The following is a 17,866-nucleotide window of genomic DNA, read 5'->3' as shown; positions in this document are numbered from 1 at the left end:
CCAGGCTCCGGTAGATGGACGGAAACACGGAACCCATTTCGGCCGTCGCCAGCAGCAGGAGTAGTGCTGCGACATCGTGGGTCCTGCCGAAGAGCGACCCTCGAAACAGAAATACCGCGATGAGCGCGGGCAGGGCGGACGACGGCCGGGTCGCCAAAATCCGCGAACACTTGGCCCAGGGGGCTAGTATAGTCGAGCTCTCGGAGATGCTGCGTTGCGAACCGGCTCACTGCTCTATGACTTATTCACACCTCGGCGGCGGCGCGCCAACGCTCGTTTCTTAGTGTGCGAGCGGCGCCCCAGCATCTCCGTTTCCGATGGCCGCGGCCGGTGCGATGTTTGCTGCTGCGGGGACGGGGGTGGAGGACAGGATTGCCTCGGCACGTGCGGCGGAGCTCACGTCGGCTTTTCTCGTCTCTGCTGCTGCGCATGCGCCGTTTTCGGGTGCTAGCGGCATCTCGCCAGCCCGGTCGGCGCGGCGGATAGTGACACAGGCGGTTCCATGATTGCCGTAGTCGCTGCTGCGATAGAAATATTGGTTGTTTCGCGCGCCGGGTCGGAAGGGCAGCACAGCCTCGTTTGCGAAGATCGTCAGTTCGCCGCTCCGGCCAGCCTCGAACTCCGCCCGCCAAGTGGTAGGATTGTCTCCTTGCTGCCGGAAATTGAGCGCTTCGATATGGACCCTGTCTCGCCCGCCGATAGCCCCAGACGCACTGCGTATCCCGACGAGCGGTTGCAGATAATTGGCCGTTATGACCCTCCGGAATGGCACACCGGCATATCCTCCTAGGCCAAGGCGGCCTGCTGGCAGGCCGCGGGGATCCGCTCGAACACGTCCATCGCGCCACGGTTCCACAACCTCCAAGTCGACGATATACTTGCTGCCCTTCCGGACCGTGGCGCCGACAGACTGACAGGCTGAGGCGGGAGAAAAATCGAGCTGCCGCATCGTCAGAGCCTCGTCCGCACCCGATCGGCTGCAGAAGCTGTGGTCGCGCTCGAGCCCGGCGAGGCGCAACTGCGCGTAGGCCCCGGCTATTAGCCACGTCAGGAGCACCACGATGAGTGCAGCCGTCAGAGTCGGAAAGAACTTCCACTTTAGGAAGCGCAGCGGCCGGCGGTAAAGTGGATTCGTACGCAGCTTTTGAAGCAGTGACGGCCGCGAGGACTCGGGATGACTGCCGTCGATGGATTGCCTCCATATCGCACGACTCTTGTCGCGGAGGCGCAGTTCAGTGGCCTTGCCGCGCCAGACCAACAGACAAATAGCCAGCACGATGAGGAGGAAGTAGAAGCTGTTGTTGGCCATCGCGTCGATCAACGGGTCGACAAATTCCGGTGTCGCGACTGCAAGGATACGAATGAGGCCGCCGATCCAGGTCCTACCGTCGGCGAGCACCGGCGGTTCAGGTGCAGCCGCCACCCACACTGGCATTGTAACAAGTGCGATCGTCAGCAGAAGCGTCGCGAAATAGTAGACGCGCCGCTGCCAGACCAGATCCCACACCGCTGCCATCGCGTCAACTCGCCTCTCTCCAGCTTCAGGGTGCTCAATCCGCTCCCGCATCGCCGGGCTTACCATTGGCAGCGGCCGCTGCTCCTCTGCCGGGCGAACGTTCGGCGTTTCGGAATCGGATTGCAGCGCCGTCTCCCCGCCCGCTAGCGGCGGCACAATTTTGACTTGTGCGGGAAGCGTGAAGGGAGCGTAACCATCTGTTCCTGAAGAAATGCGGGCGATCACGCTCTCGTGAACATTTATCGAAGTCAGAAGGCCCTGTGGGTTCCCCTTGGGGTCGCTGAGGTCGGGGTCGTGGACGATGGACTCGCCGTCCGCCGGATGCAGCCAGGCCCCGATGTTGCGGGGCTGATAGCGATAGTAAGCGCCAATTCCCGATCGGCTATCGTGTATCGGCCCAGCGCTATTGGCAAGGGCGCGGAAGCGATCGGTTACAGTGTTCAGCGTTCTCAGGCCCGCGTTCTGCGCTTCTGTCAGCATCCATAGGAATGATACGTAGCTCAGGCTCTCGTCCGGATATCCGCCGCCGACATCGGCGTGCATTCCCGTGAACCACACCTGCGTAAGCCGACCCTCACGAACCTCATCCTGGCTGACCAGCCGTGCTTCGTGCACCTCGTCCCAGAGTAGGGGGTGGAAGGCATCCCGCTCGTCATCGATGGCCAGCGCGTGACGCGCGCGTCGCACCCGAGAGTCAAGGCAATAGTCGGACATGCTGAGTGCATAGATCCAGTTGTCTATGCCGCGCGTGATCTCGACGATAGGGCCGCCATAAGCAGCGACAGTATCCCACACGCCGAGGAAGCTGATGAGTGCTTCGCGGTTGGATTGCTGGTCGTACGGAGCAATCCCGCAGGCGCGCCTCCAAGCGCCGCGCAAAGCCGATGAGATCAGCCTCAGAATTCGGGTCGGAATATGCAGCCGTCGGGGTAGGAAATCGCGACGGAAGGCGCGATACGCGTCCATGCTTCTCAGCCGAAGCTCGCGCTCGCCCACGACAGACACTAGTCCTTGGCTCGCGATTAGCGCGATCACCAAGCGAATTGTGAACGCTCCTCGACTGAACCCGAAGCCGTAGATATCGTCTCCCGGCTTGTAGTTCCGGCATGCATATCGGTAAATATCGAGAATATTCCTCTTTAAGCCGAAACCGAACACTCCGCCAAGCAGCGCCAGCGGCATCAAGGCGGACGTTCCGACCCCGTTGTCGTAGAAGGCTATCTGCTTGCGTTTGCCCGGCGAACTCGGCCCGAGGTCGACTGCTTCATACATTCTCCAGACATTGGTCTTGAAAAGCTTCGCGCTGCTGTTTCCAGTTCCGTCGGAAAACAAAATGAGGCTCTTCGGCTGGTCCGACGAATCTCGGTTTGGGCTGATCTGCAGCGCGGAGGATGCATCAGAGTCGTTCAAGTGCCCGTCCCTATTCTATAGGCCAATTCTGCTTTAGGCGCGAACAGTCGTCAATAGTCTCTTGATTCATGGACAGGTGTCCACATTGGGTCTGGAGTAGTCCAGATCGTCAGCTTTGAATGACTCTTTTTAAGAAGACAGAAACGAAGCAATTCTGATGTTAAATGCCTCTAGGCAGGTACCAAGGATTCATCGCGTTTCTACGTTGTATTCGGCGTAATCCCGAACGGGGTCAAAGACCGCATGCACGTCGCCTATGTAAGATATGAGCTTGACGAGAACCAGTAGGACTCTCGGCTACATCATCCGAAATGGATGTAACATAGCTAGACTACAGCCGCCGCTTCCGACAGTCTTAATGAAATATCGGATTGAGTCGCCACGAAGGAGGCCTCATGAAAGGGTGGGGTTGGTTTACCCAAAGACCCGATCGGGGCGCGTGGGTTGCTGCGATCATCGGAGTGCTGGTCTTAGTGGTGAACACTCGAGCCGCGGACGTTCTCAACGTGCGCCTGCCCATGCAGTGGACTTGGGCGGTGACTATCCTACTTCTTCTGCTCGTCATCGCCGTGATCGGCGCGAGCGTCAGCGGCCGACCCGACGGGGTCGTGATTGATAATCGCAATCGCGTGAGTCTATCCAAATTTCAGGCGACGCTCTGGACTATTCTAGTCCTATCGGCCGTCATCGTCGCCGCCGCTGCCAAAGCTTATGCGACAAAAGGCGAAGCAGCCCTCGCGCTCGGCATCCCAGCCGAGCTGCTAATCGCGATGGGCATCTCTTCCGCCTCGTTGGCCGCAACACCGTTGATCCTCAGCATGAAAAAAAGCAATTCGAGCGTCGAGCTGCTGCCAGAGCGATCCGCAAGCAACCTGCTTGCCGGGCCGCATCAGAGTAGTGGCGACAGCGTCGTGTTTTCCCGCAGTAACGCGTCGCAAGCCTCCTGGGCGGACATGTTCCGCGGCGAAGAAGTGTCGAACGTCGCGAGCCCTGATCTCGGCAAGATACAGCAGTTCGTCGTGTCAGTGGGGTTGGTTGCTCTTTACGGCGGCATGCTGTGGGCGAGGTTCGTCGACGGGCGCATCCTAATCGCATTCCCTCCGCTCGGGAATGAATTCGTCTGGCTGTTGGGCATCAGCCACGCTTCCTACCTTGCGTACAAGGCTGCGCCGCACGGCTCCTCGACCGTCGCCTCGACGAACAGTCTCGACGAAGCGGTCGGCTGAGCTCGTCGCGTGCAGGACATCTTTATCGTCGTCGCGTCCCGGCTGAATGTTCGGGAGACGCCCGGCCTGGACGGGCCCATCGCTGCTCAGTTCGGCCGGGGCACTCGGGCCCTCCGCGAGGTTGGGGGCCCCGATGATCATTGGTGGTTCGTCAAGGCGGAGATCGGCGTGCAGCAAGGCTTCGTCGCGCGCCGCTTCCTTACCGTTCCAGATGCCGTTGCGCCCCCCGCTTTGCCCGGCTTCAATGAGATCTTGTGGAACACGTCTGTCGAAGCAATCGGCGCTAAGGTGCGCTACAAGCTTGGCGACAAAGACAGTGCTCAAGGTGCGATCGACTGCTCCGGCTGGGTGGCGGAAATCACGATCAAGGCATTCAAGTCGATCAACGCCGCCGCGGCGCCTGAAAGCGTGTTCGACAATTACGATCGTGGTGCATTGCGGACCCATTCCGATGGCCAGGTCGCTGGAGTTGCAGCCCGGACCGGGTCGATTCTTCGAGGCTCGGAGGTCGATGTCGCCAATGTTCGTGAAGGGATGCTGATCGGCATCAACTTCGGCACTTATTCATGGGAGCGGAACATTCCGCCGCGCCGCTACGGGATCGACCATGTGGTCCAGGTGGTCCGCTCTCCGGAAACCGGTCAGATGCACGTCAGCCAAAGTTCCAAGAGCGGAGGCGGCGTCACGCTAAATCCGCTTTCTGACTGGCTCAACAATATGCGCAGCCGTGGCTTGATGCGGGAGAACCGGATCTATGCCGTAGATCCGTTCCTGATGGCTGATCCGCATACCCGCTACGCAGCACAGATGAGGTCGAGCGGTCGGCCGGAGGGCGCCACGCCCATGGTCCCGATAGTGGCGGCGGACACGACAATGGCCAGTACTGGTCAACGGCCGGCTTTCTCTGGGCGAGGCGCATACACATATCTTGTTCGCGACATCGTGCAACGCTTCGGCTCGATCGAGGGTGCCGTCGCGGAGATGACGCGGTGCGGGCTCAAGCATCTTTGGGTCCGGATTCACGGCATAAACTATGTCGGCGACAGTCGAGACGGTGATCTGATTCACCAAAAGAGGCTGGTGAATGCCGCGCAGCAGGCCGGTATAGCAGTGGGAGGTTGGGGATGGTGCCAAGGTGAGGATCCGGCACGCGAGGCCGATCTGGCAATCCGCGCGCTGAAAACCTTCGATTTGGAAGACTATGTCGCCGACATCGAGCAGGGGGTCAACGAGGCAAGGTGGACGCAGTCAGAGGTCGCACGTTTTGTGGAACTCGTGCGCCCCGTTGCCAAAGGTTTGTGCATTAGTAGTCACGGATTTATCGACTACCAGGAGCCCGCAATCTTCGAAGAGGCGGCGCCGCTCGTCGACTGCTTCAATCCACAAGCTTATTGGTTCATCGACAAACCCAATCCGAAGATGCTGCGCTTCGTGAAGGCAAACGAGGCAGACTATCCCCTGCGGAAGCCGGAGGCGTACGTCCGGCTCTGTTACGATCGTTGGGATGCGCTCTACCGACGACCGCTGGTTATGACCGGTCACATCGCTCCGGAAGCGGACCTGAGCGAAAGCCTCGCGACCAGTCAGCTCAAGCTGTTTCTCGAGAACTACAAAGCTCCGCTGGGTCTTGTTGGTCTCAATTACTGGCATTGGGGCCGCACAACCCGGGAACAGCGTGACCTGATAGCGCAAACACCGGGGCCATTTTGACCGACTAGCAGGCAGATATTCGGAAGGACAACAAGTGGAGGTGAAAAGGCTGTTACTCCGAACTGCCGAGTCGACCCGACTTGATGATGATATTGCCTTGTTCCAAGCACTTGGACAATTGGCCGAGAGCTGGCCGGCGCTGGCGGGGGAGCTGAAAGATTTCGATTCCGCACTGTCGCTCCTGCGAGCGGTTGCCGATGGCGCCTCATCTGACCCGATAACGGAGGCGTTTGGAAAGATTGGCGCCAAGAAAGCGCTAGAAGTCCTGCAACGACACGCTGGAAAGCTGAAGTCACTGCTCGACCGGATTCCTGACACGATCTTGCAGCTACTCCGGCCCATCGGCGCTTTCGACGAACGGCAGGCAGGCCGTGATTTCGGACGCATAGCTTGGCCGATCATCAGCCGCGTTCAATCGGTAGCGAGCACCCCCTCCTCCGTGGGCGATCCCGACTACGCGCTTTCGCTCAGCGCCGCTGCGACGCTGTCGATGGAAGCGGGTGACACTTGGCCCTATAGTGACCCGATGCCCGGGGCGCTCCTCAGGATGGGTGCCGCGGGGAGCCTAAAGCCTACCGGCAGTGCGACCCTGCCGTTCAGCGTCGGCAATCTCAGCGTGGCCGCAAGCGCCAGTGGAGCTTGCACGCTCGAATATTATTATTCGGTCGCCGACCCGAACACGATTTATGCCCTCGCGGCCGCCCAGCGCCTCGCCAAGCTACCGGATCCATTCGACTTCGATTCAGTCTGGTCAGCTTTTGAAAACAGCGACCTCGCCGGCATCCATTACGAGATGGAAGGAAGCGGCGAGGTCAAGGTTGCAGTATCACTCGCCGATGTCGCCGCGTTGGGGCAGTGGGCGGAGGCTCAGTTAGGCGCAAGTCTCACGGTCGGCTTCAACTTGTCGGGGAAATACTTTCTGACGTTCCGGGCTGGACCGCCGGGCGCGCGAGGAACGTCGCAACTCATTGCCAGCCTATCGAGGCAAGGAGCTCGCGGGGCAGGCCTCGGCGCCCAACTGGGCGTCGTCATCGATGCCGCGCAGCTTGCAAAAAATGTTCACCAGCTGCTGGCGGGCGCGCTTGAACATTGGGACGACGCGCTGAAGACCGTGAAGCCGCTGCTCGCTCCCGGGACTTGGCTCCGAACCGAGGCCGGAAACCTTATCAAGGATAAGGCTGCGGTATTAATACAGGATGACGGTCTACGGGCTGCCTTAGTCCGAGATCTTCAAGGTGTGCTCGGCATTGGGGAAATCGGCGACCCAGCGCTGATCGAGTGGATTTCGGCACAGCTTGCCGGTGCCGTTGATGCGGCAAGCGGGTGGGCGACAGATCCGGGCGGAGCCGTTGAGACGGCTCTTGGGGTCTTGGGTCGTTCGGTTCCGGCATTCGCCGAGCCAAACATACGCGATAGGCTGCAGCCCACCGCGAACGAACTTGTTACCTCTGCGGGTGATGCTCTTAAGGCAGAGGTTCAAAGGATTTTTGAAGCGAATGGCAGAGAGGTGGGAGCCGCGCTAAACAGACTCCGGGTCACATCTAGCAAGACCGTCGCCGACCTAGAGGCGGCACTGGCGGGTGTGCGCGCCATCGTCGCCCGGTACGACAACTTGTTCAAGCAGGTTCTCGCCGAGGCGGAGAATGCAGTGCGGGCAAAAGTCTCTGCAGTTATGCAGATTGAAGAGAGCCGATTGACGGGCGCCACCAGTGAGATCGAAGGCACTTTCCTAGCACGTTCGGATGCTGCGCGTTCAGCATTTCGAGCGCTCACCCGGGGTAATATTGACACGCTACTCCGGCTGATTGAGTCTGGCGGGGCGGGGGCCGATTTTGCCGTAGACAATACCAAGTCGAAGTTGCGCCGTTACGCCAGCAGCACCAGCAAATTCGGTGTCGAACTTGTCCTATTCGGCTTTGGCGTGACGGGCAGTGATCTGCTCAGCGGCGATGCGGCGGTCTTGGTTGATGGGACCGGGAAAGTGCAGGTCGATGCGAAAGCTTCGCTCCAGAGGCGGTTCAAAGGCTTGGATGCCGAGCGTCAGATCGAACTCGTCAACGCGTTCTCCCTTGTTCAGGCGCGAGCCCTTGCCGCCGCTCCACCGGCGGCCGATCGCGCGCTCGGACTTGCAGTCACTATCGGGCATCTTGACGATGGCCTGAAGCGCCATGAAGTCGAGCGGTTCGTCGGGAGCATCGTGGGCGCGTCATTCATTGCACCAACCGCGCTCGCCCTCGCCTCCGAAACATTCACGCGGTGGGTCGGCAACCCAGGGAGTAACGGAAAAATCTCGGCGGCGATGGTGCTGAAGCTCTCGCTCGACCGGGCCAGTCTCGCCCGGTTGCTAGGCCTCGATGTGAGTTCCGCAAGCGCCGTCTTGCCGGACGCGCACGCCCGCAAGATCGTGCTGACTGCCATTTCTAACCTGCGCGCCAGCAATGCTGTCGACAGCAGCATGTTCGACATCAGCATGGGTGCACTACGACGACGATATCCGGACCATCTTCCGGACGACCTTCTGCTCGACCGAAGCCGAATTCGACGCGGCTTGGAAACGGAACTCCCAGGGAGCCGGATCCGTGGCTTCAGCCAGGAAGACCGACCTTTCGTGGATGCAGTGGAACTCGCATATGGGATGCAAGAGATGATTGAGCGGCTCCGGCAGATGTATTTCTCAAAGCCCGAGTTTCGACCAGACCGCGACCGCTCGACATGGAACGCAGAGGATTACCGGGATGCCGAGCGCCACGCCACGCGCGCCGTCCGCGGCTGGTTGCAGCTTAACGAGGTGCTCTTTTGGACGAACTCGAAGGTCCACAGCCGAACGATAGCCTTCATGGAAACACTCGTGGGGCTGGGGGGGCTCGATCGGGCAAGCTCCTTCTCAATGACCATTACGAGAACGGGGGCGGTCCCCAGTCCAGAAACTGTAGTGCTCACCTGATCCGCCTAGACACGACGCCAGATCGCGAGAAGGTGCATGCTTCTGCGCCACGGTCGCAACTTGTATCGGAGGGGAATGACCACAGCGAGACGTTAGCGGACGCAGAGCGTGCGGGAGCCGCGAAGGTCCGCCTTCCGCCGTCGCCCCTGAAGCAGACCGTCCGTTAACGGCCACCCTCGGTCATGTCCGCTGTGCGCCACTTCCAGACCTTGAGCGCAGTTTGGCGTTGGCCCGGAAGCAGACGTTCGCCCAAGCTCGCTCAAGCTCGGCCATCGTATCGAGGTGGCAGAGGATCAGGGACGGACGGTGCTGACGCTGACGTTCCCGGAGGCTTTCGCCATCACCGGCTGACGCCGAGCCCGCCCAGCTATCTGGCCGTGGCTGTCATGGGTGTCACGACCTGACTGGTCTGCGCGAGCGGCTGATCTGCAGGTAGGATGGGCGCGGGAACCTATTGCGCCCCCTCTCCCTTCGTCCGGACTACAATGGTTCGATCTAAAGCAGGCGCAATGTAGGAGAATATGTCCTTGCCCCAGTATCCGGATTTCGGCCGGTAATAGATCACCGTCGCCGGCCCACTCACCATCCGGCACTCCCCATCCACCTCGTACGTCGTGGTCGTCAGTTCTGTGCGGAACTCCCCATGGAGGGGGCGGTTGGCCAATCGCACGTTCAAAGCCGTGGTGTCGCATCGTTGTGGATCATAGTCGCTCAAGGTGTCGATCTCGTTCCACTCACCAGGTCGGACAGAGCTTTCGATAGTTTGCATCGACCCGGACAGGCGCGCCTCCCGCATAACACGCTGCTCCGCCGCGCTATAGGCCTCCCCGTTCCTGCTTTCTTGAGGATGAGGGCTCGGCGTGCTTGTTGATGACTGACGTTGAGTTTGCGGCGGATCCGACTGCGGATCCGCCGGGACGCCGCGATCCTCCTGATCGTCCGAACTCTTGGGCGGCAAGATGGTAGGCGCCGGACCCGACCGCGCGACCGTCGGCTCATGCTCCCCGGCTTCTCGGGCAGGCCTGTTCCGCCAGTCCGCGTAAGCGATCCCGAGCGCGCCGGCAAAGTTGAGGAGGATTACAAGGAAGATGATCACCCTGGTACGCTCGCTTGCCTCGCGAAAAAAGCTTAGCGCGAGTATTGCCAGGATGCAGATGCTGAGTGCGAGAACGGCTAGGGGGCTTTTGGATCCGGCCTCGATTATTGCCGGGAGATCAGCCATTTGCGCGCGATCCGCCAATCTTTCCTCCAACAACGGAAAACGACCCCGATGAAGAAGGTTCAAGCCGTTTAAGGCAACCGTCAAGGGCGGAGGCTCCGCAGCCTCGCGAGAAGCTTGTCGATCGTGGATCCCGAGGGAACTGCCCTACCGCGGCTAACGTCAACTTAGTTCATTCTGGAGGCAGTTATGATCGAAGCATAAGAAGGAATGCTCTAATCTAATAGAGGGCTGTTGCGTCGCGTTTGGACCAGCCGGTTCCCAACTTGGGGGGCTTTTCATGCGTGTCATACTGTCGCTCGGTGACCAATCGGCTGGTACAGGCCGTATCCAGGAAAGGTGGAGCACCAGTTCTCCAGCAATATGGAATCTGCTAAATTTGAAAACTTCCGATCCGCGATATGCCGCTTTGCGACTCGGTAAAGATCCAATCTGGATGAACATATCGCCAGAGACGCACTGGTTTGCGTGGTGGCGTCAGGATTACTGGATGTACTTAATGCTTGAGATTCCGTTATCATCAAGTATTCTTATGAGAGGATGCGGTCGCAAGTCAGCTCGATTTTTAATGTTTAATTTCTCTCTAAATCCTATTTCCAAAATGGATGAGAGATGAATGGCGCTCAAATCTTCCTCACCGGCGCGTTCGGCGCGTTACTACAGGAGGTGGTCTGGTGGTACAATGCGCGTCACTCGCTGGACGAGGAGCGCTACGCCAGCCTGATCCGTTCCCGAGGATATTGGATCACGACCGTTGCCTTTGTGCTCGCCGCGGGCGGGCTAGTCGTCATCTGGTACTGGGGAGACGGTAACGTCGATGCGAAGACGTGCTTGATAACCGGCGCGGCTTCGCCGCTCCTGGTTAAGCAGGCCCTCAAAGCGCTGACACCTCCGCAGAAGTTCGGCCAGCGCCGTTTCTCCTTTCGAGATTACCTTCAATGAAGCGTCGCAACCTTCTCCTGACTCTTGCAGCATTTTGCGCGCTCTTCACCGTTCCGGCGGACGCGCAAAGAGGGCGCATCAGACCTACGCCGGAAAGAGAAGCTGTCGCTCGCGAGGCAATACGGACCGCCGCAAGCTTCGCAGGGGTCGGGCGCCAGCAGCGCGCGATGGAAATACTCAGGACAACGGCGGGTTTGAGCTCCACACCAGAAACGTTCGTACGCATCCAGGCAGCCTTGGCCATTCTCGTCACTGGTTGGCAGCCCAGTCGTGGAGTTGAGATTCTTCCGAGCCAAAGCGTCTTTAGAACCAACCTTGATGGAGGAGCACGCTCGAACCACTTCCCATTCTTCGTCAGAGAGGATGCGAACGGCGAACTGCGGACCGCCCCAATTCCGCGTCGGGTGGCGGTCGTCGATACAATTCCCGAAGATCCCGTTCGCTTTGCGGCACGCTTCGGCAGGCCGATGACCAGGCAAGACCAGGGAGACGTGAGGCAGTTCAAAAGGCAGCTGCTGTCCTCAACGGCAATCCATTCGCCCAGCCTCAATGCGGCACTTCAGGGTCCAGAAAAGATAGTCATTTTAACGGCTCACAATGAGCACGGGCACATCGTGAATGCGGACGGGCGTGGTGTACCACTCAAGGAAATGGGCGAGGCATGCGCACGCTTCGGCAAGCTGTGTTTCACGGTTGTTTGCAATTCACAGCGCGCAGTTAATGTGAACGCGATCGGCTTGGTGCGCGACATCAACATTCGCCGCGCGGGCTCCTTGGTACAAGATCTACTGATCATGATGGACAATGCTCAGCCAAATGCAGAGGGTAATCTCAGATTGCCACTGACGACGGTCTTCGAGATGATGCAGCGAGTTGATCAAGAGGGGGGGCAACTCCGGCTGATAGGCTACCGAATCAGCGGCTGGTTCGTGGTTCACTCGATTATCCTCACTCCGGACTGCCTACAAAACGGGGGCTGCTGAGTGGCAAGGACCGGTCATCATTCACAGGCCCCTTTCGGCTTGGGCGCGACCTGGCGCACGGGTATGAGGCCTGGCTGGGAAGTCTTATCAGCCGACGTTCCGTTCGACGTCGATCCAGTATTGGTGCGCGCAATGCTTTCTGATCGGGTTTTCCTGGCGGCGTCAGGGGGATCGTCCCGATCACATCGATGCCCTTCGGCGCGAAGACTCGTCCCTTGCGAGAGCGCACGTAGGCGATGAGTTCGTCCGGCAAGATGCAGGGCCCTAGGTGTGGCACTACCGCGGCCGTATTCGCTGCTTTATGGGTTCTGTTCGCGGGCCCGGCAGAGGCCGCCGACAGCGAGCTGTATACGTTCCACTGCCTCTGGGGCTGCCCGGTTGGGGCGCCGGCGACGAACGACACCATCGTCCGCGAGATCTACACCCTGTCGTCCAACGACCTCACGAAGATGGCCGACTGGGTCGCGTATCGCGTCACGCCCCAGACCATCGCCACGTCGCAGGGGACCCGGAACTACAGGATTGACGCATGGATCGATCCTTCCGAGACGATCAGCGAAGAGCAGTACGCGGGAGCGCCGGCCGCGCTTCGCATCGATCATGGCCACCAGGCGCCGCTCGCCGCATTCTCGGGCACCCCTTTCTGGGATGACACCAACTACAATTCGAACATGACGCCGCAGGCCTCGGCCCTCAATCAGGGTCCGTGGCAGCGTCTGGAAGGCCGGGAACGGAGCGTGACGCTCGGGACCGGCGGCCCCGTCTACGTCTACACCGGGCCCCTGTATGAGCGGCTCATGCAGGCGATGCCGGCCGGTCCGGCCTATCATCGGGTGCCATCGGGCTACTGGAAGGTGATCGCTCTTCCCGACGGCCGGATGACCGCCTTCATCATGGACCAGAACACGCCCAGAAATGCGAACCCCTGCAATTATCGCGTTGCGCTGATTCAGGTGGAACTGCGCAGCCGGCTGTTCCTGTTTCCGCGGCGGGGCGCCGTCCAGCTCGGCAGCCTCGATAGCATGCTGGGTTGCACTTCCCCGCCGCCGGAGCCCGAGCCCCCGGCGGTAATCAGGACGAACTGACAACGCAGCGTTGTCCGGTGGCGATCGGGGGAGGGCGGCGTCCCCTTCATGTGCTGAGCCTCAATGGGGCGACCGGTATCGGGCCGGCATCGGGGCCCGGACTGTTCCGAACCTTGTCGACCCGGTTGGGCGCAACACAGGCTGAAGGGGGACGCTGAATATGCGCGGTGTCATGATTCTGTTGCTTGCCGGCATGCTGCCACAACCCGTGCCGGCTCATCCCGGCGGGCTGAACGCAGCGGGTTGCCATACCAACCGCAAGACCGGCGATTATCACTGCCATCGCGGGAGCCCACGTCGGCGGCTTCAGGCGGTTCGGACAGGTCGCTCCGGGTGGTGTTACGGGAGGCCGGAAGAAGGTTCGCGAACTGTGCAGAGGCGCGTGCGGCCGGCGCTGCGCCGTGATGCGCGGCGATTCCGGATACGGTTCGCATCTTGACCGGGACAATGACGGCGTGGGTTGCGAATAGGGGCGCCCGGGGCCGGGAGGGGCCATTCTCCGATCTGCAGACCGGCACGTCGCAGGATCAGAAGGTGATCTCGATTTTTGACTGCCTGGACTGGCCGGGCTCCTGGAGCTTCTCGAGGGCGGCGGCGGCCCCGAACACCGTCATCAGCAGACTGACGGCCACCAGGAAGGCGGCCACCCCGAACAGGACCCCACTCCACAAAGGGGAGGTATTTTTCTCACGCTCGGTCGCCCGCGTCGATTGGCCGAAATAGGCGATCAGGGACGCGGTTGCGGCGAGAACCGCGCCGATCCCGAACCGTGCGAGGGCAGTGCCAAGCTCGAGCCGGGATGCCTGTTCGGTACCCAGAAACGCAAGGATGGCTGTCAGCGCGCCGCCGTTCAGCAGGAACGCCATGCGGATCGCGTCGCTGCCGTAGCGCCGCGCCGCTTCCCCGCTCGCCAGCGCGCGCTGGTCGAGCGGACCGTCCGCGCCGGACGCTGCCGCAGAATGGACGTTGAGGACAAGCTGCGTGGTCGTGTCCAGTTTCGCCTGAAGCCGCTCCCGGTAGGACTTCTCGATCCGCGCATTCAGGGTCTCGAGTGCCTGCGCAAGCTCCTCCTCGACCTTCTTCGCGAGTGCTCCCGGGCATCCCTGACCTCGTCGTTCATGGAGGCATTACCCGCCAGCCAGCGCGGTCGAGGATAACCCGGAGACGCTCTAAAGGCGATATGTCCCGCATCTGGAAACCAGCAGTCCTCCATCCGGTCCGAGGCGGACGAGGCAGCTCTCCGCCGGTGGCCGGCAAGGGGGCGCCCGCATCCCTGCATTTTACATAAGATTCCTTCCCGCACCGCTCCCCAGCCGGCGAGGTGGCTGCAGGGATGACCGTCAGTACGACCTGCGGCCCGCAAAATGCCCCTGACGCACTTTCTACTTTCCTACACTGTGCCATATAGGTGATAACATGCAACTCGTCCAGCAAGGGAGTCCGTCATGAACCTTCTCGATCCGGCCGTGCTGACCGCGCTTGCCACGCTCGTCACCAGCCTCTCGGCGCTCGTCTGGTCGATCCGCCGCAGGCCGGAGTGAGTGTGGCCCGAGCGATGGGGGGGGTGTTGCAGCCTGTGCCTGCCGGCTTGGGTGGCTTGCGCGAGTCCCCCGCCCGCTTCGCCTGTGGCCCTAGTGCAAGACGTCCAGGACCTTGGTCCTGATCTGACCACTGCTCAGCGGGGATCTAAAGGGGCGTCCGATCTGATAACGACGAAGCCGGAAAGCCCGCCCTCGAAGTCTTAGTATGTCCAGTAGAACTTTCCTTCATGACGAAAGCCCTCGCCGCGCACGGAAAGAGGCTTTCCCCCCTGAATCCTGATCCAGGTGCTCTCGGTCAGGTTCAGTTCCCATAGGTGTTCGTATGGTGGTGTGGGTGCCACAACGCGGAAACGGGCGCCTTCCCGGTCGGCCATCTTAACTTCCCGACTGGTCTATGAAACAGTGAAACGGGAAAGCTGAACCAGAACAGGGGGCACAGGTAAAGCATGATCCCGCAACCGGCATGGCGCGGGATCGTGGCCGCTCTTGCAATGAGGTCCGCCATCGCATCGAGCTGACGGGTGGAAAGCTGACATGGGCCGGGGTGGGCTGTAGGTCCCGCCCCGAAATGGACCGCTTGGGGCTGTTCCTGTCGGGAAATCTGTTCATTTGTCGGCTCCGCCTGAGGCACGCAGACCCGCCTGCGCGCCCGTCTGTGTAGAAGGGAGACATATGGTCGAGATCGTGCAGTTCTTTCCGCCGACCGAATCCGCACTGGCGGGCCTTCGCGACTGCCTGGTGGACGTTGTGGCAGGAACCGAAGCCGGGCTGCACGACGTCAGCGCACGCATTGTGGATGGAATCCCTCACCCCGCGATCGATGCCGAGCGGTTCGCAGCGGCCATGGCTGCCTGGGGCTTTCCCAGGCACAGGATCGATGACGCCATGGCCTTGCGAGACGAGTATTTCGAATCAATCGATGACGGCGGCCGGGCGTTGAGAAGTCTTGCCGGGCGAACGTTCGTCGCCCGGTTCGGCCAGGACCCGGAGTGCGCCTGGATGTGGCATGAGCGTGCGGCCTCGCTGCAGGGATTCTGCATTGGGTATGACAAAGCGGCACTTGAGGAGGAACTCGAGATGCCGGTCTGGGCCGTGCGGTATATCGACCGCCCTCCACTCGTGGACAGCTTCGTCTTCGCTGTGGCCGTGGATCAGCGTGAATGGCATGACGAGGTCGCTTCGGACCCGACTGCTGACAGCGAGTGGGTTGCGACATATGTGGCAGACCGGGACGAGGCCCACGAGCTGATGGGCGCCCTCTGGCGCGATCTTTTCTGCGTGCTGCCGTCCGACTGGGCATGGCAGCGGGAGATGCGGTTGCTGATGGAGGACGACGACAGGCAGGATCTTGGCCGCCGCTGTCGTGGTCGCGGCGTTCGTCAGGTTATCATGGGAGAGCGCATGCCGCGCGAATTCCGGCGGGGTCTGATCGATACCGTTCGCAGCTACGGGCGCCACGTTCAGCTGGCGGAGGCACGCGCGGTTTCCGACACGTTCCGTCTGGCTATCGAGCCATATCGCACCTGATGGCATGCTCTGGACAATGTGAACTCGTGTTGTCCGCTATCCCGAAAGGCGCACCCGGGCCGATTTTTACATCAACGTCCGGTCAATCGTCGCCAAACACCCGTTCGCGCGCGAGCCTCTCCTCGAGCGCGGCAGGCGCCGCCGCGTCGTCCAGCGCGGCCAGCCGTGCGCGCGCCCATTGTACGAGGCGCCCGACGCGCGGAGGAAGGACTTCCTCCGTCGGGATCTCCTCCAGCCACGCCCTCAGTTTCACCCGTTCCTGATGTTCTGCAAGGAGCGGGGCGAGCAGCGCGCTGCGTTGACGCTCCATCGCCGCGAGTCTTTCCGCTTCCGCCCGGCGCCGGTCGGCCTCCTCCTCCCTGAGGCGGCGGCGCTCGTCGGCCGCGCGGTTCTGCTTTTTCGCAACCGCAATCGCGGCTGCGGTAGACAATATCCGCGGCACCATCTTCAGGATGTCACGGGTCCTGCTGTCCGCAAAGACGCGGCGGATGGCGGGACCCCAGTAATATTGCTCGTCACTGCGGACCCGCACTTCCTCCAGCCGGACCGCCAGTCGGCCCTGGTAGCGTTCTTCCCATTTGGGGATGTGTGGACGCCCCCATCCCGAGGCGTAGCCGTAGCGTTTGCGCTCAGCCTCCTGCTTCGCTTCCCAGCTCTCCACGGCGCGAAGCTCTGCGTCGGTTGCGACATGTTCTATCCGGTCAGGGACCTCGGCAAGTTCGAAAGCAACCGTCCCCCCCTCGACGCAGAATGCCGCGGGCCCGTCTCGTCCCTCGATCCGCATGCCGGCGGCGTCGGCCGCGCTCACCAGGTCTCCAAGGAGGCGCTTCATCCGATCCAGCGACGCCGGTTGCACAACTACGCTAATCAGACCCTTTCCTTCCAACCTCACGAGCCCGCTTCTGTCCGGTTTCGCTTTGTCCAGTCGAACCAGGGTCCGATCAAGGGATGTGTGTTGCGCAGCCCGCACGTCAGGGGCGGTCTCAGCAAGTGCTTCCTGGACCTTCGCTCGCGCCAGCGACATCGCGTCCGTCTCGGTGGAAGCGGCGCCTTCATGGATGACGATCTCCTTGCCGGCTGCACCACTGCTCGCCTCTGGCAGTGGCGTCGTCATCACCGGCTTCCGGTGAGCCTTCTTCGCCCAGTAGCCGGCGGGCGGTGTCGGGACGTCGTGCTTGCGGCAGATTTTATGCAGGGCAACATCTGACAGCCGGAATTCGGCCGCGAGCTTCGTCATCGGACGGTCCCAGACGAGCTCATGCAGCTCTTCACGGGTAAGTCTTGTTGGCATTTTCCAGGAATATCATTTCCGCGCCCAGGATGGCAGCTCGCTGGCGGAGACAAGTTTGGATGCGACTGCTTGCACCGCCACAGACCGTTTTCGTCCGCATCCACGAAGGCATGGCCGGTCCCGACGGAAGTCCGATCCCCATGGCATTCGGCGATTTTAAGGCGGGCTACCTCATCAATGACCGGATCGGGACGCGCGTGCTCCGCGATCCTTTCACCAACAAGCCTTACGTCATCTTCTATGTGGCGAAGCGCGTGGGCGGCGGCGTGCTCATCGAACGCAATCCGGCTGCCCAAACCCCCGTCGTAATCGCGCGGTGCGCTTCATGGCTGCTCGATGGGCGGTGGAGGTGACTGGTCCCCTGCCGTCTAACCCAGCCCATGAGGTGGAGTAGGAGGCTCACCGTGCTCCCAAGCGTCTAGGTCGCCGAGCCAAGCGCCGATCTCCCGGGCATGCTGAGGCTTCACCCATC

Annotated in this window: 12 protein-coding genes and 2 pseudogenes; 10 read left to right on the top strand and 4 right to left on the bottom strand. The window is 61.2% G+C overall.

The window, feature by feature from the left end:
- Nucleotides 1-280: 280 nt before the first annotated feature.
- Nucleotides 281-2,926, bottom strand: a complete 2,646-nt coding sequence (locus SH591_RS06195; RefSeq protein ID WP_324750978.1) for a DUF2235 domain-containing protein — start codon at nucleotides 2,924-2,926, stop codon at nucleotides 281-283.
- Nucleotides 2,927-3,321: 395 nt separating this feature from the next.
- Between SH591_RS06195 and SH591_RS06190 the strand changes: the two genes are divergently transcribed.
- The 3 genes from SH591_RS06190 (at nucleotide 3,322) to SH591_RS06180 (ending at nucleotide 8,806) form a co-directional block, all read left to right on the top strand.
- Nucleotides 3,322-4,152, top strand: a complete 831-nt coding sequence (locus tag SH591_RS06190) for a hypothetical protein (RefSeq protein WP_324750977.1) — start codon at nucleotides 3,322-3,324, stop codon at nucleotides 4,150-4,152.
- A 9-nt stretch (nucleotides 4,153-4,161) separates the two neighbouring features.
- Complete coding sequence (locus SH591_RS06185; protein WP_324750976.1) at nucleotides 4,162-5,862, top strand: SH3 domain-containing protein; 1,701 nt, start codon at nucleotides 4,162-4,164, stop codon at nucleotides 5,860-5,862.
- Between the two features lie 118 nt (nucleotides 5,863-5,980).
- Nucleotides 5,981-8,806 carry a hypothetical protein gene (locus SH591_RS06180; RefSeq protein ID WP_324750975.1) on the top strand — a complete coding sequence of 942 codons (2,826 nt, stop codon included), beginning with the start codon at nucleotides 5,981-5,983 and terminating at the stop codon, nucleotides 8,804-8,806.
- A gap of 451 nt (nucleotides 8,807-9,257) precedes the next feature.
- Here the strand turns inward: SH591_RS06180 and SH591_RS06175 are convergent, their stop codons facing one another.
- Nucleotides 9,258-10,028, bottom strand: coding sequence for a hypothetical protein (locus SH591_RS06175; protein WP_324750974.1), 771 nt, complete (start codon nucleotides 10,026-10,028; stop codon nucleotides 9,258-9,260).
- A gap of 609 nt (nucleotides 10,029-10,637) precedes the next feature.
- Here SH591_RS06175 and SH591_RS06170 point away from each other — a divergent pair.
- The 5 genes and pseudogenes from SH591_RS06170 (at nucleotide 10,638) to SH591_RS16275 (ending at nucleotide 13,505) form a co-directional block, all read left to right on the top strand.
- On the top strand, nucleotides 10,638-10,967 hold the full coding sequence (locus SH591_RS06170) for a hypothetical protein (protein ID WP_324750973.1): 330 nt from the start codon (nucleotides 10,638-10,640) through the stop codon (nucleotides 10,965-10,967).
- Nucleotides 10,964-11,950 carry a hypothetical protein gene (locus tag SH591_RS06165; protein ID WP_324750972.1) on the top strand — a complete coding sequence of 329 codons (987 nt, stop codon included), beginning with the start codon at nucleotides 10,964-10,966 and terminating at the stop codon, nucleotides 11,948-11,950. The genes SH591_RS06170 and SH591_RS06165 overlap by 4 nt, the downstream gene beginning before the upstream one ends.
- Before the next feature lie 236 nt (nucleotides 11,951-12,186).
- Nucleotides 12,187-13,035 (top strand): DNA/RNA non-specific endonuclease, encoded by an 849-nt coding sequence (locus tag SH591_RS06160; RefSeq protein ID WP_324750971.1) that lies wholly within the window; start codon nucleotides 12,187-12,189, stop codon nucleotides 13,033-13,035.
- A 160-nt stretch (nucleotides 13,036-13,195) separates the two neighbouring features.
- Nucleotides 13,196-13,288 (top strand): annotated as a pseudogene (locus SH591_RS16280) (hypothetical protein); the annotation flags it as partial.
- A gap of 151 nt (nucleotides 13,289-13,439) precedes the next feature.
- On the top strand, nucleotides 13,440-13,505 hold the full coding sequence (locus SH591_RS16275; RefSeq protein WP_416385231.1) for an excalibur calcium-binding domain-containing protein: 66 nt from the start codon (nucleotides 13,440-13,442) through the stop codon (nucleotides 13,503-13,505).
- 57 nt (nucleotides 13,506-13,562) lie between these two features.
- Here SH591_RS16275 and SH591_RS06155 read toward each other — a convergent pair whose 3' ends face one another.
- Nucleotides 13,563-13,901 carry a hypothetical protein gene (locus SH591_RS06155; protein ID WP_324750970.1) on the bottom strand — a complete coding sequence of 113 codons (339 nt, stop codon included), beginning with the start codon at nucleotides 13,899-13,901 and terminating at the stop codon, nucleotides 13,563-13,565.
- Nucleotides 13,902-15,248: 1,347 nt separating this feature from the next.
- Here SH591_RS06155 and SH591_RS06150 point away from each other — a divergent pair.
- A complete protein-coding gene (locus tag SH591_RS06150) occupies nucleotides 15,249-16,103 on the top strand; it encodes a hypothetical protein (RefSeq protein ID WP_324750969.1) in 855 nt (284 codons plus the stop codon).
- 82 nt (nucleotides 16,104-16,185) lie between these two features.
- Here SH591_RS06150 and SH591_RS06145 read toward each other — a convergent pair whose 3' ends face one another.
- Nucleotides 16,186-17,340 (bottom strand): hypothetical protein, encoded by a 1,155-nt coding sequence (locus tag SH591_RS06145; RefSeq protein WP_324750968.1) that lies wholly within the window; start codon nucleotides 17,338-17,340, stop codon nucleotides 16,186-16,188.
- A gap of 191 nt (nucleotides 17,341-17,531) precedes the next feature.
- Here SH591_RS06145 and SH591_RS16270 point away from each other — a divergent pair.
- Nucleotides 17,532-17,703, top strand: a pseudogene (locus tag SH591_RS16270) (phage major capsid protein); the annotation flags it as partial.
- Nucleotides 17,704-17,866: the final 163 nt, after the last annotated feature.

Source organism: Sphingomonas sp. LY54 (genome assembly GCF_035594035.1).
Lineage (GTDB): Bacteria > Pseudomonadota > Alphaproteobacteria > Sphingomonadales > Sphingomonadaceae > Allosphingosinicella.
This window is presented reverse-complemented; position numbering and strand designations above follow the sequence as displayed.

Bases quoted from the DNA above. Each gene is read 5' to 3' on its own strand.
- SH591_RS06160 (WP_324750971.1), top strand. From the start codon at position 12,187: ATGAGTTCGTCCGGCAAGATGCAGGGCCCTAGGTGTGGCACTACCGCG.
- SH591_RS06145 (WP_324750968.1), bottom strand. From the start codon at position 17,340: ATGACGAAGCTCGCGGCCGAATTCCGGCTGTCAGATGTTGCCCTGCAT.
- SH591_RS06170 (WP_324750973.1), top strand. From the start codon at position 10,638: ATGAATGGCGCTCAAATCTTCCTCACCGGCGCGTTCGGCGCGTTACTA.
- SH591_RS06190 (WP_324750977.1), top strand. From the start codon at position 3,322: ATGAAAGGGTGGGGTTGGTTTACCCAAAGACCCGATCGGGGCGCGTGG.
- SH591_RS06155 (WP_324750970.1), bottom strand. From the start codon at position 13,901: ATGGCGTTCCTGCTGAACGGCGGCGCGCTGACAGCCATCCTTGCGTTT.
- SH591_RS06165 (WP_324750972.1), top strand. From the start codon at position 10,964: ATGAAGCGTCGCAACCTTCTCCTGACTCTTGCAGCATTTTGCGCGCTC.
- SH591_RS06175 (WP_324750974.1), bottom strand. From the start codon at position 10,028: ATGGCTGATCTCCCGGCAATAATCGAGGCCGGATCCAAAAGCCCCCTA.
- SH591_RS06150 (WP_324750969.1), top strand. From the start codon at position 15,249: ATGGTCGAGATCGTGCAGTTCTTTCCGCCGACCGAATCCGCACTGGCG.